The 17,440-nt window shown below is 42.3% G+C and carries 12 protein-coding genes; 3 read left to right on the top strand and 9 right to left on the bottom strand.

Features of this window, described 5'->3' with window-relative positions; genetic code table 11:
• Positions 1-71: 71 nt before the first annotated feature.
• The 3 genes from V7K89_RS25725 to hetZ all read right to left on the bottom strand — a co-directional run bounded on the left by V7K89_RS25725 (position 72) and on the right by hetZ (position 4,896).
• Positions 72-2,393, bottom strand: coding sequence for a transglutaminase TgpA family protein (locus V7K89_RS25725; RefSeq protein WP_442941762.1), 2,322 nt, complete (start codon positions 2,391-2,393; stop codon positions 72-74).
• A gap of 327 nt (positions 2,394-2,720) precedes the next feature.
• Positions 2,721-3,698, bottom strand: a complete 978-nt coding sequence (locus V7K89_RS25720) for a PatU (protein WP_335192203.1) — start codon at positions 3,696-3,698, stop codon at positions 2,721-2,723.
• Entirely contained in the window at positions 3,691-4,896 is a 1,206-nt protein-coding gene (gene hetZ / locus V7K89_RS25715) for a heterocyst differentiation protein HetZ (protein WP_335192201.1), read from the bottom strand. Before hetZ ends, V7K89_RS25720 begins: the two co-directional genes overlap by 8 nt.
• Before the next feature lie 204 nt (positions 4,897-5,100).
• Between hetZ and V7K89_RS25710 the strand changes: the two genes are divergently transcribed.
• Positions 5,101-5,574, top strand: coding sequence for a hypothetical protein (locus V7K89_RS25710; RefSeq protein WP_335192199.1), 474 nt, complete (start codon positions 5,101-5,103; stop codon positions 5,572-5,574).
• 552 nt (positions 5,575-6,126) lie between these two features.
• Here the strand turns inward: V7K89_RS25710 and sds are convergent.
• Positions 6,127-7,098 carry a solanesyl diphosphate synthase gene (sds, locus tag V7K89_RS25705; RefSeq protein WP_334912487.1) on the bottom strand — a complete coding sequence of 324 codons (972 nt, stop codon included), beginning with the start codon at positions 7,096-7,098 and terminating at the stop codon, positions 6,127-6,129.
• 955 nt (positions 7,099-8,053) lie between these two features.
• Between sds and V7K89_RS25700 the strand changes: the two genes are divergently transcribed.
• Positions 8,054-8,206: a hypothetical protein gene (locus V7K89_RS25700; protein ID WP_322739219.1), complete on the top strand. Its 153-nt coding sequence runs from the start codon at positions 8,054-8,056 to the stop codon at positions 8,204-8,206.
• A 73-nt stretch (positions 8,207-8,279) separates the two neighbouring features.
• Here V7K89_RS25700 and murI read toward each other — a convergent pair whose 3' ends face one another.
• The 4 genes from murI to V7K89_RS25680 all read right to left on the bottom strand — a co-directional run bounded on the left by murI (position 8,280) and on the right by V7K89_RS25680 (position 15,681).
• Positions 8,280-9,146: a glutamate racemase gene (murI, locus tag V7K89_RS25695; protein WP_335192197.1), complete on the bottom strand. Its 867-nt coding sequence runs from the start codon at positions 9,144-9,146 to the stop codon at positions 8,280-8,282.
• Positions 9,147-9,275: 129 nt separating this feature from the next.
• Entirely contained in the window at positions 9,276-11,180 is a 1,905-nt protein-coding gene (locus V7K89_RS25690) for an N-acetylmuramoyl-L-alanine amidase (RefSeq protein ID WP_335192194.1), read from the bottom strand.
• A gap of 555 nt (positions 11,181-11,735) precedes the next feature.
• Positions 11,736-13,610: an N-acetylmuramoyl-L-alanine amidase gene (locus tag V7K89_RS25685; RefSeq protein ID WP_335192192.1), complete on the bottom strand. Its 1,875-nt coding sequence runs from the start codon at positions 13,608-13,610 to the stop codon at positions 11,736-11,738.
• A 592-nt stretch (positions 13,611-14,202) separates the two neighbouring features.
• Positions 14,203-15,681, bottom strand: coding sequence for a cation:proton antiporter (locus tag V7K89_RS25680; protein WP_335192190.1), 1,479 nt, complete (start codon positions 15,679-15,681; stop codon positions 14,203-14,205).
• Positions 15,682-16,005: 324 nt separating this feature from the next.
• Between V7K89_RS25680 and V7K89_RS25675 the strand changes: the two genes are divergently transcribed.
• Complete coding sequence (locus V7K89_RS25675) at positions 16,006-16,749, top strand: SIMPL domain-containing protein (RefSeq protein WP_335192188.1); 744 nt, start codon at positions 16,006-16,008, stop codon at positions 16,747-16,749.
• 59 nt (positions 16,750-16,808) lie between these two features.
• Here V7K89_RS25675 and V7K89_RS25670 read toward each other — a convergent pair whose 3' ends face one another.
• Positions 16,809-17,171 (bottom strand): single-stranded DNA-binding protein, encoded by a 363-nt coding sequence (locus V7K89_RS25670; RefSeq protein WP_292745073.1) that lies wholly within the window; start codon positions 17,169-17,171, stop codon positions 16,809-16,811.
• Between the last annotated feature and the right edge of the window lie 269 nt (positions 17,172-17,440).

The raw sequence follows: 17,440 nt of genomic DNA, 5'->3' as shown, positions 1-17,440 counted from the left end.
AAGTGCTCTTAGTCGCAATTTATCAAAAAGGTTGCCGAATGGATAACCTTTGTACAGGACTCATTGATAAATTACTTAGCAGCCTTTTTGATACCTTGCCATCTTTGTCGCAATCGCTGCAAGTTAGGTGTATGACCGCCATAACGCCAGCCAACATAAGCTTGACAAATTTCATCTATAACCTCAGCAGTTGCTATAGCATGATGGTGGTATGAGACCCTGGCATACTCTAAAGGTGTTTGTGCTGGATGTTTACCTAAACCTTTTTGGGTTGTCCATTGCAGCATTTGTTGATAAAGGCTCTCCATCGCTGGCAATTTCTTTAACCATCGGCGGTTGCGCCACTCTCGCCACTGACCCCAACCCAGCCAACTTAAGAAAGCTGCTGTAGTCCCCACAATTAAGCCAGTTAACACGCCAAACCAACCTTGAGAGAATAAAGCTAAAAACCAAGCGATCGCTCTAATCACCCACTTAAATATTGTCTCAAATAGATTATTCAACAAGCCTGTCACCGGAGAAGGTAGCCAACCAGCAACCCAATGCCACAATTGGCGCAACACACTAAAAGTCTGAGTATCTTCAATGGATGGCGGAATCAGAGGATGATTGGGAATAGGGTCAAAGGTAAACCAACCATATTTCGGAAAATACACTTCCGTCATCGCATAAGCATCAGTATTACGGACAACATACAGCCCTGTAAATGGATTAAATTCTCCGGCACTAAACCCTGCTACTAACCGCGCGGGAATACCAATGGAACGCAACATCACCGTGAGAACTGTCGAGAAGTGGTCTGGATAGCCTCCCTTTTGCTTAAACAAAAAAGTTTCTACCAAATCTTCTTTTTCACTCAAATAAGGCAGTTCTAAGGGATTTTGGGGAATTGAGTAGCGTTGCTTTAAATATTGAGCTAAGTAAAGAGCCTTCTCATAAGGTGAATCCAGGCTTTTAGCAGACTTTGCGACTTTTTCTTGATTGTAGTTAGCAAGAATTTCTTCGGTACGTTGTCGGACTTTTTCAGCAATTTCGGGAGGAATTTGCAGATAATACTTTTTAATTTGTGGTGGATATTTAGTAGAAGCTTCACTTAACAAAGTGCGATCGCGGTATGGCACTTCAGAAACTATTGTGTAGGTGAGACCTTGTGATAATTCTACAGGCGATCGCAATCCATCTTCTTTATCAACAGCGATCACTGGTGCTGGAAAGTAAACTTCTTTGGGATAAGTCATCGCTGGAATCAGGTTAGGCAAATCTGACACCACTGTATAAGTTTGTACTACCTGTTGGGTTTTACCAGTAAGCACAGATGGAGAAAGAAAAATTTGGTAAGACCAAGGCGATCGCTTAACAGTCGTCACATCTTCATTGCGAGAAACTTCCCATCCCTTACCTGTATAACGATCAAATCCTAATACTCGCCAAAAACCCTCAGCTTGCGATCGCACCCGCATCACAACCTTGGGTTTCATCTCGCCCCGCAAGTTTTGGTTTATTTGGCTATTAAAACCGTAATAAAAATTATTATCTATTTTACCTGGTTGACCAGTTTGATTTTGTCCCGTACCACCGCTACCACTGCCTTGATTATCAGCTTTACCTTGGCGGATATAACCGGGATTAATGATACTACGTCCGGTGAAATTATTTTTTACTTGAATAGCGGAACTTACAGGAAAATTTCGTAATTGATAGCCGGGAAATCTCGGTAAAACAGCAAAAATTGCCAGCCCCAGACCAACAATTAGTAAAAAAGTTAGAATTAAAAATTTGAAATTAAGACTTGAGGAATTCTGCTGATTTAATTTTTCATTTTTTATCTTTAATGGCTGCAAACCCAAGCGTGAGCGGTAATCTAGTACTAAAGTTGGCAGAGCGATCGCTAAAAATAACAGCAACACAGGTGCAAATGCAAAAGTCTGACTTAGGGTTGCCGCCACACCTAATAAAATCAGTCCGATAACAATCGAATAGCCCAAATTTTTCCGGCGGGGTGTATCAAAGCTATGCAACACCTGGAGTTGAATTAATAACTCTGCCAAACCCAACCGGGTATCATTTAACTCTCCCACTAATCGCCCAAAGAAAGCACCCAGTGCTACTAACATTCCGATGGCGATACAGAACTTAATTGCAACATTGCGATCGCGGCGACGATAGTAACTCCAAATCGCACCTACTAGACTTAGGGGTAACGCCCAAAAACTAAATGAAGTTTCAGCAGCAATATCCGTCGCCACAATTCCCAAAATAACCAACGCTAGCACCAGCACCCGCAAAGAAATAGAATCTTCTACTTCAATCAAAGGCGACCCCTGCGAATTTTGCCGCCAGAAATTACTTACAGGGATACGCCAAAACCGATTCATCCTGGATAAGTTAAACATTTGAGTCTAATAGAAGCAATGATGTAGATGCAACAAACACAATGCAGGGCACATAATTACTTACCCTACTACTGTGTTAAAAAATCATAGATAAGGGGTAATGGAGATACACGAGAAATGGGTGACGCGGTAAATCGAGAAATCAAATACTTTCTCAATATCCCTATGTCCCCATATCCCTGTGTCCCTGTGTCTTTGTAATAATTGCTTCTCGTAGACACCCTAATGACCGTTTATTGAAAAATGGGATAAGCTTCAAAACCAGGAAAATCCTCTTAATATATATCGGTGTTGATTGACATAGTGTGCTAGCGGTGGAAATTTAAACTAAATCGTGGGATTAATCACAAACAACAACGACTGTTCGTCTATTTCTGGAAATTCAACTTCCAGGGTATAAGTTGGGTTAAGTTGCTCGCAGCCTAACTCTACATTTAAGTATCCCGAAGTCGAAGATGTTGTCATTGCTAAAGTGCCGCTTCCCCGCAGCGTCAAAGTTCCTTTAACAGGTAACTCAGCTTGAACAAGTAACTTCGTAAGTTTACCTAGAGACTGGTATTCTACTCTGATATTTAAAGTACCAACGCTGGTTAGCCATTCTCTTTCTACTACCGGACTGGTTGCTGAAAGTGGTAGAGTCAGATTTTCCAGCAATTGTTTAGCTGCTAGCAACGACAAAGCCATTTGTTGACGTGGCTGTAAATCTGAGTAATCGCTCTGAATAGCGGGCATTGCTTCCAGAGTACTTACAGACCTATAAGTGCTTCTTAGCACCAATCCAGCGATGTCATTTAGTGCTTGAGACTCATTGGGAAAAAAGTTCTCCACCACTTGAACTAATTTTGCCCCCAACGGCGCTGAAGATGTCACTAAAGCCTGACATTGTTCTAACAATTGCTGGAAAACTTTTTCCGGTAGGCGAGTCGGCAAGGTCAACTTTGACTGTTGTACCATCCATCCCCAGCTAGGAACGAGTGTCATTGACGGCTCATCAACAAAATCAGGATATTCAATTAATTCTGTTTCCCAGGGAAACAACGGTGGATGTTCTTGGGCTTGAATTTGTAACCGACGCTTAAGGATAGCTTGAAAACGATCTTGCACAGTAGGAATTTCTCCCAGTTGAAACGTCTGGGGTGTTCCTCCCAATTTTGGCTGACTGCTTTTTGAAGCAGTAGCTTCCTTGAGGAGGTTTTTTACCCCGTCATTTTCCTCACATTCTACCGAGTGCTCGTTATTTTTGACATTATCTGTCAATAACAAATCGAGACACTGGTGTTGTAAAGATTCTGAGTCACTATTCATGAGTAGATGCACCCGATCCGGAAACTAATGAGTTACGAATTTCCCAAGCTTGCTCAAGAATTTTAAACCATCGTTTTTGCAGTTGTGCCATTGACAGCCCTAAAGTTTTTGCTATTTTTTCATCAGATTGTCCTTGTTGCTTTAACTCTAATAAAGACCGTTGCTTATTGTCCAGGTGTGCTGTGTATGCTTGCCATTGCTGAGGAGTTAAGCCCAAATTGGTGTTCAAAGATGCTTCCAGCCACTCGTGAACTAATTCCCAACGGTGCAACAGGGCGAACCGAATCAAATGATACTTAAAGCGCTGCTGCAAATAATCTCTCTGACGAGGAGTTAAACCTAAAATCGACTCAATTTCCTGTGCTGATAAATCCTGGAGGCGGAGAGAAAAGTAATCAGCGCAGTCAGGTTGTTGTCGTTGTTCGAGATAATTCATTAATTCTGTAACGACAACAGAGCGCAAGGTGTCTTCTTCAAGTTCGGGTTCGGCTTGGGTTGCCATTGTGGAGCGCAATTGGTGAATTGCTGGTTCTTCCCAAGAACCGTCACCTTCATTATTGCTACCTTCTGCGGCTTGTTCTATATCTACGCTGGTTTCTGGGGGCTGCTGTTGGGAAAAAGTTTGTGCCCGCAGGATAATTAGCTGTTGCTGGCGACCTGGTAAGGGAATGCGTCGCTTGCCGTAGCGCTCGGTAAATGCCATATACTCGGACAATTCTAAGAGCGTCTGAGGGCGATAAGTAGCACCAAGTTGATTTTCTCGCCGGAAAGCGTTCAACGCCTCTAAATAAAAACTCTGGAGGAAATCTTCAATTATCGTCAGCCGCCCTTGATAGCTCAATTGTCTCTGAGGAGGATTAATATACCGATAAATAATTGCACTCAAAGTACTGTGTAATTCGACTCTGCCCCGATTTGAACCCAACTGATAGTACCTGAGACATTGTTGCAGGCGATGCCGAGCTAAGGTCATCGCCGAGCTTTCTACAGATCCAGAAGCTTGGATACGTTTACTCTCATGACAAATCCGGTAGACTTCGGTGGTAATACGTGTTGCGACGTCATGGCAATTCTGTTCCGAAGCTTTGGTTGACTGCTGAAACTCCTTGGACAGGAGTTGAAAGATCGCCTCCACGCCTGTAGAATTTTCTCCCAGAATAGTTGCAGATGGAATAGTTGCGGTTGCGGCTGAATTCATAGTCTCGGTTTTCAAAAGACCCTAACTTACTTAAATACAACCTGTAAGACTGTGGGTATTGGCTAGTTTGGTTTTACGTATAAGCTAAACGCAGGCCAATCCTATATTAAGGATATGGCTGATTTTATTATTCCCAATTCTGATGGAATTGTTCACATTTGATAGATGTTATTGCCATTACCCAAGAGCCGTATACAAGTCATTATGGATTTAGAAACACAAATTCAATTGCTGATTGACAATGCACCTCGCGATGGGATGACACCACATCTTGTTGCAGCAATTGCTCCTGCCCTGAGAGCGATTGCTCAAAAATTACGCTACTCCCAGTACTATATTCTCCAAAATTCGGAGTCAAGCTGGGTTTTAACTACATTGAGCAATCGTGCTAACCCAGGATTGGAAAAACGTGTGATTTACGCTTTCCCTACCATACAGGATGTCTCTCTAATTTCCCCTGATGGGCTTGACCCTCAAATGCTAGCTAAAATTACTCCTGTCACCCATATTTTGTTCCAATTGGTGGCATTAGAACCCGTAGATAGTATCGTTTTTTTGGAGACGCCGGGTAAGACCACTCATACCGTTGAAATTCGGCGCACTGAACTAGAAAAACTCATGCAGAAACAGTTACGACAAAAGCGATCGCCTAAACAGATACCCCCTGATATTGCATAGAAAAAATTTGGATGTGGAGTTTTTTAGATACAATCCCACATCCAAATTTTTAAATTTCAAATTCCTTTAAAAAAGTTTTCTAAATCAGTGAAAAAAGAAATTTTTTCTTTCCGTTACACTATACGACTGGCTCAACTTCTCGTGAAACCTAAAATTGATTAAAAAACAGTTATCAGTGAACATTTTTCCGTTTTCAAGTTTTAGTTTCCCAGTGAAGCAGAGTCTCATACTTAAGAACTTTCACATCAAAAAATATCCCATTCTTTATTGTCAAGTTCCCAGCAGCCATAAGAAGGCAAGTCTTAAGAGTGAGCGCTCAGTCACACGCTTTCCATCCCATAAGTAGTAATTTATTTTTTAGAAATCACTAAAAACTTCCAAATCAAAACTCCACTTTATACTTGCTGAATAAGTGGATTAAATTAAACATAAAGCTGCCTGAGTGTGTTAAAGCGTTGCATAACACAAAATTTCAGGTTTTCCGTGGGTTACAGAAGCCACAACACACTTACATCAAAATCCCCACTTTTTACCTAAGAACTAATAACTGATTTAATAGAGGCGACTCAGTGTGTACTCAGCAATGTTAATCAATGCCTGATGAGATTCTGAGGGTGGGAGAACTGCAAGATGTTCAATTGCTAACTTAGCATGATGAGCAGCTAACTCTCGCGCCTGCTGTATACCTTGACTATCTTGAATCAGTGCTAGTGCTTGCTCTAAATCTCCTTCTTGAGCAAACTCTCGTTCAATCAGCACTTCTAAAGATGGTTTTTGGGCTAAAGCAAATAAAACGGGTGCAGTCAGATTACCACTTTTGAGATCAGACCCCACTGGTTTACCCAAGGTATCTGTTGTACTGGTGAAATCTAAAATGTCATCAACAATTTGAAATGCTATACCAAAATGACGACCGTAGCTATACAGATGCTCAACAGTTTCTCGCGAGACTTCACTGAGTAAACCAGCAGCTTTAGAACTGTTGGCGATTAACGAAGCTGTTTTGTAATAACTCTTCTCAATGTACGTTTCAATAGAGATACCAGCATCAAAACGATTTAGTCCCTGCTTAATTTCCCCAGTAGCCAAATCCATAATGACTTCTGAGAGCAGTTTCACTACTTCCAAATTGTCCAAGTTAGCTAAATACCAGGATGATTGGGCAAAGAGAAAATCTCCTGCTAAGATGGCAATGCGGTTCCCGAACAAACTATGAACGGTGGGAACACCTCGCCGCACGTCTGATTCATCTATCACATCGTCATGTACTAAGCTTGCTGTGTGAATCATTTCTGTAATCTCAGCAAGGCGACGATGACGCGGCGTAATATCTTGTTCTAACATTGTTGCCCGCGATATTAGCAGGACAATTGCTGGTCTGATACGCTTTCCCCCAGCTCCGAATAAATGTTCGGCTGCTGCAAACAGAATGGGGTGGCGATTTCCAACTAGCTGTTTTAGATTATCTGCTAGTAGTCGCAGGTCTGCTTCCACAGGGGTAAACAGGGAGGTGGCTGGGGTCATGGATGGGCGGACTCTGACTTAGGTTACGAAAGTTTACATATCCTATACTCATTTTAAGATAACCCTGTGCCAGCGCAAAGTTTTCATCAGGTAATCCCATTTTTATGAGTCTATGGGTGATAATTAAGGTTACTGGTGTATTTGTCAATAAGTAATTATGCTTTATACGTAGCTACTTAGACTTTAAACCGACTTAAAATATAAATTCTCAGTACACGGAATAAATATTAGATGAAATTGTGTTAATTAGTTTCTCATCTCACCTTTCCGCCCACAGTTTCCCAGATACTTTAAGCAATATTACTTATTGACAAAAAGACGCAGTTTGAAGATATGCCAAGAGATAAGACTAAATTTCCTCAGATTGAGGTGTAGCTCTTCAAAAAATTTGAAATTTAGCAGCCAAATAAGCTCAAAATTTAGTGTCGTTGTGTTACGCTAAAATATAGGAATTTTAAATTTTGTAAGATGTTCGCACTCTAAAATTAAAATTAGCTACTAGTTGATTTTACTGATTTGGGGTTGTGAGTATAAAATAAATATTCGTCGGTGAGGTTAAAGGAATAAATTCTTTAATTTTTCCTACGATACGCAAAACTCCTGGTTTGGAGCTGTGTAATATCCCTATGGGAAGCCGCTACACGTCCTCAGCGCACGTTGAGCGCAAGCATTGCTATTTATCACAGCAGTTTGAGCAAAAATAAAGCAGATCGAGTAGACCGCAGAGAATCGTAGTTTAGATTGTTAAACGGCAAGCTAACTGTTGTGGAATCTATGGTCTGCTAGAAGTCGCGTTAAATTATAAATTCTTTGTCCGTAGAGGATTTTATCTCTATAGGTAGTTTTACCATAGGAAACTCCAGCCATTGAGAATGCACTTGCTTGGCTGAGGTTCTACTAATTTTATATTCGTTTAGAAGGGTGCTAGTAGAACAATGATTTACGGAAGTATACTATGATGATTTTTATTTTAGCCTCTGGATATTTGTTCACAGTCTACCTATTATTAGCACTGGCGAAGCGAACGGGTACAAAAACTGTTCCTACAAGTTTCCCTTCATCATCTGAAGGAAAACGCAAGCAGGAGATATCAGTTAATAGTCAATAGTCATTTGTCATTTGTCCTTCATCCTTGGTCATTTGTTTTGATTAAATGACTAAGGACTAAGGACTAATTAGTTTTATTGGAGTTGGGAAATAGCGGTATCAGTGAAGGAAACCTCTTCAACCATTGGGGTATAGCCTAGCCATTGCACTCCTGACTGGGAAAACTGTTGCGGAGAACCGCTGACGGCGAAGCGAGTTGGTAATGGTAGATGAGTATTTCTTAAACCTAGTAAGTCTAGCTCTTGGGCACAAGCTGCCACAACATGAACAGCTGGATCGACCAACTGGACTTGAGAGGGGAGGAGCGATCGCAGTACTGGTGTCAGGTGGGGATAATGAGTACAGCCGTGAACTAGGGTGTCAATTTCCTGCTCTAATAAAGGCTCTAAGTAGGCTCTTGCAACTTCCGCAGTGTAAGGATCGTGAATGCGGTTTTGCTCAATCAGTGGCACAAACTCTGGACATCCAACTTGCCAGACTTGGACATCGGGAGCAATTTCGAGAATAGCGTGCTTATAAGCATTACTCTTAGCTGTAGCTGGAGTAGCAATTACACCAATCCGCTTTCCTTGCTGCACCGCAGCTTTTGCACCCGGTAGGATTACTCCCAAAATGGGTATGCTAAATTCTTGACGCACGGTTTCTAGAGCTAAGGCGGAACTGGTGTTACAAGCCATAATTACCATTTTTACCTGCTGCTGTTGTAGCCAGGTAATGATTTCACGTGTAAATCGTAAAATTTCTGCTTGTGAACGAATTCCGTAAGGAAGTCTAGCTGTATCCCCAAAGTAAACAATTGATTCATTGGGAAGTTGCCGATATATTTGTCGCAGTACTGTCAGCCCACCTACACCACTATCAAAGATGCCAATTGGGGCACGTTGGGGTTCTCGATTGGAAAAATCGTCAAGATTCCCTTCAAAAATGGAAGATGAATACACAGGCAGATATATATTTAGGTTTTGGGATTTAAAATACAGAATTTAGCAGACAATCTCTAATTTAACCACTAAATTCTGCGCGTTAAAGAAGTTTAAATATCACCTCTTTAATTAGTAATTTGTACTATATTACCTCTGCTGTAAGTATTTTAGAATGCCACGAGCGATCGCTTCTGCCATCCGATTTTGATATTCTGGTGTTCCTAATCTGGGATTATCCTCGTAACCAGTCATATAGCCTGTTTCTACCAAAATCGAAGGCATGGAGCTTTTCCTGAGAACGTAGAATCTGGCTTTGCGGGTTCCCCGGTCTTTGATAGTACCGATGTCCTGGAGAATGGTTTTACGAACTACTTCAGCCAGATTGTAACCACTATCGAAATAATATACTTCTAACCCATTGACATCAGGGCGATTATCAACAGAATTAGCGTGAATACTGACAAACAAAGTCGCATTAACCCGCTTGGCAATATCTACCCGTCCCTGAAGTTCTACGAAAAAGTCGGCATCCCGCGTTAGCACTGCTTGTACGCCATTTTGCTCTAAAATTGCTCCTACCCTTTTTCCAATAGGCAGAATTACATTCTTTTCTAAAAGTCCCCCCAAACCAGGGGCACCTGAGTCTTTTCCCCCATGTCCTGGGTCAATAACTACTAGCAATTTCCCTTTGGGAACTGATGAGGGGCGTGGTGATGGCTGAGAGATTGGACGGGGATTATCTATGGGATTTGGTAATTGACCTTGGTCTGGCGATGGCAGAGGAGGTAAAACAGTGGGTGGTGTAATGCTGCTAACAGAGCGTCGTAATTCTAAAGCTAAAAGCTGGTCGCCAACCTGGTTGAGTTCCCCAATTTGTACTCCGGCTGCTGGTTGAACTAAGACGACAACAGTATTGGATTCTTGTGGTTGCAGGCGTACCCGCAAAATCGGGCTATTAGAATTGAAAGTCGGTCCTGTGACTTTGGGAGCTAACTTAGCATTGTTGATAGTGATGCGGAATAGACCAGAGGTTCTATCCCAACCTCCTGTAGCAGATAAAGTTTGGTCGGCTCGAATCAGCAGTTGTGTGCCATTATTAGCCAGTTGCACAGACTGAATACTAGCAGTTGTATTACTTGGTGTTATGGGACGTGGATTGTTATTTCCAGGCAGCTGGGCAACCCCACGACTAGGTAGAACCACAAAACCACCAGCGCTACTAGTGGTTGCTCGCCAATTTGGACTATTTTCATCTACTTGTAAAGTCAGGCGAACAACTGATGGGCTGGTTTGCAGTTGAGTAAATTGAATACGGCTGACACCATAGCGATTAATCGACAAATTCCGTGGCTCTAAACTTGGTGATAAAGTTGCGCCAGCAATGTCGATGTTAATTGCTTTTTGATCGTTGCTACGATTTACCTGAATCTGAGGATTGCCACCACTTGTAGCAATGAAAAAACCATCACCTGTGACTTGTAAGTTCTTAATTTGAGTAACCCTGGCAACAAGCGTTCCGTTGTTAAGTGGATTTACAGAGCCGTTTGTTACCACATTGTAAATATCCCTTGGGGGGAATGTTGGTGTAGATGTTCTGGGTGAAGTATCACTGGCTATAGCTTGTTCTGGTTGTCCCTCAGTGTTTCTTGCGGGTACATTGTCGGCTTGTGGCGTCGGTAATTGCACTGTCCAGCGATCACCAGTTCTGCCCACAAATTGCACTCGTTTGGGGTCTAAACTATAACCAGGAGTTAGTTCAACAACTATACGTGTTGTTTGTTCGTCAAACTGCCCAATACGGATCGAACGAATTGCACCGCCCACTTGTTGGGTTAGCTGCGGGCGACCAAATGAGGTTCCTGGTAAATCAATTACTAGGCGAGTTGGGTTAAAAATTAATTGTGCTTGGGGTTGAACATCCCCTTGAATATTAAATTCCAGCCTGTTTTGATTAGCATCAAAACGCCAAGATTCAAGTCTCGCGGCCATTGCCGGCGACGATAGCATGAAGATGGTTCCAATAGTACTGGATAGTAACCAGCGTAATTTCACAGTCTTTTCTCCTGATTCACATTTATGGGAGCCGTCAACATCTCAACATATTGGCTAATCCTCACACCGTCACCGCGCACACTTGAGTTCTGCGCTGTTATTTCAGACACAGCTAATGGCGTAAAATATAGCACGCTCCTCTGATTTTGCCATGTCATTAGCCTATATAAATTTGACTGCTAATTTGAAATTTTAGATTCCCAATTTTAGTTTCTTGCCAGACTAGTACCGCAAAGCGGAATTCAAAATTCAAAATTCAAAATTCAAAGTTAGTACAGCGTAAGCGTTTCATTGATTTGGAAAGGGTGGTTTATTTACGCCGTGTTGTACTAGAGTTTTGCTACACTAACACCTGTTGTCGGTGATACAAATCCAAAATCCAAAATCTCAAATCCAAAATTTGTTGACTTGCAAAGTATCAAATGACAATAACAAAGAAGCTACTCTTATTCCGCCGCAAGAATACTTAAACTGTTTTACTACTAAATTGGATAAAAATGGTAAAGATTAGATGTATGTACTTACTTAACAATTTAGAAATTTAGACTAAATTACTTATCTTCTCTTGAGATACTGAAGAACACCACGAGCGATCGCTTCTGCCATTTGATTTTGGTAAGCTGAAGTTCTGAGCCTAGCCATATCCTGTCGACCAGTCATATAACCTGTTTCCACGAGAATCGAGGGCATAGAACTTTTTCTAAGGACATAAAATCTGGCTCGCCGCACTCCCCTGTCTTTGATAGTACTAATACTTTGAAGAATGCTACTGCGGACAATACGAGCTAGATCCAGACCGCTATCGTAATAATAGACTTCCAAGCCATTAACATCGGGACGACTTGCACCTGCGGAATTAGCGTGAATGCTAACAAACACATCAGCGTTAGCTCGCTCTGCTAATTGCACCCGTCCCGGAAGAGTAACAAAATAGTCAGAATCCCTGGTCAGAATCACTTGTACACCATGTTGCTGCAAAATCTCACCCAGCCTTTTACCAATAGGCAAGATAACATCTTTTTCGCGCGCCCCTCCGATGCCAAGCGCTCCTGAGTCTTTACCACCATGTCCTGGGTCAATAATGACTATGACTCGCCCATTGGTAACTCGGCGCTGTGGTTGTATTATGGGTCGAGGATTTGGATTGTTAGGGTCTGGGAATGGCCCCCGGTTTGGCGGTGGTAGCCCAGGTAAAGCATAGGGGGGTCTTCCGGGGAGGGTGACAACTCGCCGAGAACCTTGTATTGGTACCAAAAGCTGGTCGCCGATTTGCTGGGGTTGCCCAAGTTGCACTCCGCCTGCTGGTTGAACTAAAACAACCACTGTATTAGATGCTTGAGGTTGCAGACGTACTCGAAGAATGGGGCTATTGGCAGTAAAAGTAGGCCCTGTTACTCTGGTGGCTAACTTGGCATTGGTAATCGTAACGCGAAAGATACCTGAGGATCTATCCCAGCTTCCCGTAGCAGATAAAGGTTGGTTGCCTCGAATTAGCAGTTGTTTGCCATTATTGGCAAGTTGCACAGACTCAATTGTTGCTGGCAAGTTATTGACAGATGCTCTACTGGGAAAGGAGACGGCATTTGACTGATTGTCTAAATTATTACTTCTGGGCAATCTGACAACGCGACTAGGTAGAACTATCAAACCACCATCGTTACTATTAGTTGCTCCCCAATCTGGGCTATTTTTATCTACCCGCAAAGTTAGACGGACACCAGGAGGTTGGGTTTGCAATGAGGTAAATTCGACGCGGCTAATACCATGTTTGTTAACGGGTATATTCCTCTGCTGCGTCAGACGTGGTGATAAAGATGCACCAGAGATATCTACGAAGATGGTAGCGCGATCGCGGCTGCGAATTAGCTGAATCGGAGGATTACCACCACTGGTACGAATGAATAACCCATCGCCTGTTACTTGTAAGTTTTCGATTTGAGTTGCCCCTCGTGTAGTAGTAGCAACCCTTGAAATATTAAGTTGAGGTTTGGATGGAGTAACTACACTGTAAGCACTTCTTGGAGATGAAGCTACTTTTTCGACTGTTGGCTTCGGTAATTGCACCGTCCAGCGATCGCCAGTTCTACCAACAAATTGCACTCGTTTGGGGTCTAAAGTGTAACCAGGAGTCAGTTCAACAACTATGCGTGTTGTATCTACATCAAACTGTCCAACACGGATTGAGCGAATTCCACCACCCACCTGTTGGGTTAACTGCGGACGACCAAATGTAGTTCCCGGCAAATCAATTACCAGCCGAGTCGGGTTGAAAATTAGTTGTGCTTGGGGTTGAACTGCTCCTACAGTATTAATTTCCAGCCTGTTTTGATTGGCATCAAAGCGCCAAGATTCAAGTCTCGCGGCCATTGCTGGCGACGAGAGCATGAAGATAGTTCCAATAGTGCTGGGTAGTAACCAGTGTAATTTCACAGTCCTTTCTCCTAATTCACATTCATGGGAGCCGTCAATATCTCAACTCATTGGTAAATCATCACACCATCACCACCTAAACTTGACTTTGAATCCCCTTTTTGATTTTTAAGCTGGAATTTAGACATACTTAAATCAGTTATCAGGTTTCAAATTCGGTTTAAATACCCATGCGAAACCTTCCACCTGTAGCAGTAGAGAACTCTGACTCCCAATAAAGCTAGAAAACTGATAATTGATAGCTGTTTACTGATAAGTGTTTGTTCTTTGTTGCCATCGATGCACTGAGTAAATAATTCCCATTACTGTCAAACGATCTAGCAAAATTTATGGATGTTACTCCCCAATTATCTGAAAAATATTTAGATAAAGGCTCACAAGCCAAGGGAGACTAGAAATTAAGTAACATTCTGAATGTTGGTAGAAATTATAAACAAATGATTATTTTACAATCACACGGGACGGAGATTTGAGAATAGAAGTTTCCACTGCACAATTGGGAGCAGAGGAGGAGAGAGCAGGGAAGCAGGGGAGCAGAGGAGAGAAAGAGCAATGTCCAATGCCCAATGCCCCATTCCCCATGCCCAATAATTTAACGATCACCAGAATCTGGAGTTACTCCCAAATTGCTGCTGTCATTTGATGCTGGCACCCTCGATTGAGGTGGTTCAATTACCAACGAAGTCCCAGAGGAACTGTCTAAAATTAGTTGCTCTGAACTTCCGTCCACGGTTTTTGGATCTGGAAATACAAATCGTAACAAGGGAGGAGCTAAAAAGGTTGTCAAGATAACCATCATGATAATTGCTGCCCCTAATGGTTTCGAGAGAGCGCCACTGGCAGCGCCGACACCAGCAAACACTAACCCAACCTCGCCTCTAGGAATCATCCCCACACCGATCGCTAAACGGTTAATTTCCGGTTGACCAAACACGCTTAAACCTGTCATTACTTTACCGAGAATGGCTACTGTAATCAGGAAAGTTGCCATAATTAGACCTTCACGATTGTCGGGAATTGCTGGGTTTAATACTCCCAAATCAGTTTTTGCGCCAACAGTTACAAAGAAAATTGGGACTAATATATCGGCAATGGGAGATACTTGCCTTTGCAGTTCTTTACGCTTATCTGTTTCTTCTAGAACTAAACCAGCTGCAAAAGCTCCTAGAATTGCTTCTAACTGGATGACGGCGGCCAAGTATGCCATAGCAAAGGCGAAAATGAATGCTGGGATTACTAGTCCACCACGTGTTTTGAGTTGATCGGCGATCGCTACAAAGGACTTATTAAAAACATTACCTAGTAGGATTGCTCCCAAAATAAAACCAGTGGCGCTGATAATCAAGTAAATGACTTTGTTGACATCCACCACGCCGTCTTTAGCTAAACTGGCAACTACCGCTAAAACGATGATTCCTAGTACATCGTCAATTACAGCAGCACCCAAAATAATCTGCCCTTCTTTAGAATTGAGTCGCCCCAGTTCTGACAGCACTTTGGATGTCATCCCAATACTAGTAGCAGTCAAAGCCGCCCCGGCAAAAATTGCAGGTATAGCGCTAATACCAAACAGAGTCATCAGTCCCGCAGTCCCAGCAGCAAAGGGTACTGCTACCCCGACGACTGCGACGACGGTGGCTTGGATACCAACTGCCATTAAATCTTTTAAATTCGACTCCAAGCCGATTTCAAACAGCAGAATGATTACACCCAATTCTGCCAAAACTGAAATGACCTCGGACTGGGCTGCAAAAACTGCTGGAGCAGCTTCAGGCGTTAAACCAGCAGTGGTTTGAAGGAAGGACACGATCAAAGAGTTAGAACTGTCTGTGCCGCCTTCTGGAAAGACTAAAAGATGAAAAACAGAGATGCCAACTACCACACCGCCAACGAGTTCGCCTAAGACAGGTGGCAAACCTACTTGGTTTGATAACTCTCCACCAACTTTACTGGCGAGATAAATGACTACTAAGCTTAGTAGCACTGCTTCGACTACCATTGAACTGTCTGCGGCTTGTGTTGCGCTGGCCAGCAGAGGAAAAGAGAAGTTGATTGGTTCTAACAAATGCATTAGGTTCTCTGAAAATCCTTCTCTTTGATTTTGACGCGTTTCTGAAAAACATCATATAAAGACATAATCTGAATTCAAAATGAATACAGTGTAAACGTTTCATTTACGCTGTGCAGTATTAGTACATTTTTTTAGTATCCAAAAATGTAACCATTTCTGCTTTTGACGATCGCTATGTCAAAGTAAGAACATACAAATCGTATTTGGCGATCGCACTTGAGTTGTGAAAAACTTGTGGTGGCTGTTGACTCTCAACAACCACCAGAAGATTGCTACATACGGTTATTCAAAACATCTGTGGATACTTTGAGGAGTGCAAATATTATGACTAGAGCCGCTTTACCCGGTTCTCAGTTTCCGTCTGGAAACCTGTGGAAAATACTGCCTTTAGCAATGCTTTTATGTACAACCTTTGTACTACCTGCATTTGCACAAGAAAAAGATAAATTGTCGCGAACCCTTAGTGTCAGTGGTCGCGGAGTCGAAACAATTCCGACAACTCTGGCACAAGTCAGTTTAGGAGTGGAGATTCAGGGGAAAACAGCCCAAGAAGTACAACAAGAAGCCGCTCAGAGGTCATCGGCGGTGGTTGCGTTTCTCAAGAGCAAAAATGTTGAAAAATTACAAACGACTGGTATCCGGCTCAATCCAGTTTACAGTTATACCAATAATGTACAGCGGATTACAGGCTATGCTGCCAGTAACACTGTAAGTTTTAGAACTGCTGTTGAGCAAGCTGGGACATTATTGGATGATGCAGTCAAAGCCGGTGCGACACAAATTAACGGTATTAGTTTTGTTGCCAATGATCAAGCGATCGCTGCTGCTCAAAAGCAAGCATTAAAAGAAGCTACTCAAGACGCACGGCAGCAAGCTGATGCCGTTTTCAGTGCTTTGGGTTTTAAATCTAAAGAAATAGTGAGCATTCAAGTTAATAATGCTAGTGCGCCTCCACCACCACCAATGTTTTTGCGGGCTGAGGCTGCAAAATCAGCTGATGCTTCCACCCCTATTGTTGGTGGTGAACAAGAAGTAGAAGCATCGGTGACGTTGCAAATTAGTTATTAGTCATTTGTCATTAGTCCTTTGTCATTTGTAAAGGCAAAGGACTAATAATCAATGCCCAATTAAAAATGTTCTGGAGACATATCTCCCGTTCCTCCGTCTCCATCTTGCTTAGAACCCAATAAGTCCACTTGATCTACTAGAATAACTGGTTTAGAGCGGCTAACTCCTGTTTGGCGATCGCTCCAAGCGTCGAACTTCAACGAACCTTTAACGGCAATTTGTTTACCTTTTTGCACATAATTCTTTGCAAATTCTGCTGTCTTTCCCCATAGTTCCAACTCGAACCAGTCAGGTTGATCGCTGTTACGCGATCGCCTTTTTACTGCTAGTGTTAATCTACACTTCACACTACCAGACTCAAAATACTTAATCTCTGGGTCGCCGCCTACACGACCAATGAGGTTGACAACATTGATACTCATCGCGTTACCTTTCAGTACAAACGTACTTAGCAATTTCGACTTTCATCATAGCGAATTGTGAAAGACTTGAAAATAATGTGTTAAACAGTTAACAATATAATTGACTTGAAAATTTAATACACACTATTTGGAGTAAACACATAAAAGTATACGGATATACGAAGTCAACCAGAGAATATCAAAAGTACGGCGCTTGAGACATACTAAATATTCCTGGGAATCATATAAAAATATTGTCTAGTTTACTCAACTCAGGATACAAACATAAT

It is taken from the genome of Nostoc sp., assembly GCF_036917515.1.
Taxonomy (GTDB): Bacteria; Cyanobacteriota; Cyanobacteriia; order Cyanobacteriales; family Nostocaceae; genus Nostoc.
Note: the sequence above shows the minus strand (reverse complement) of the source record. Positions and strands in the feature narration are given on the sequence as shown.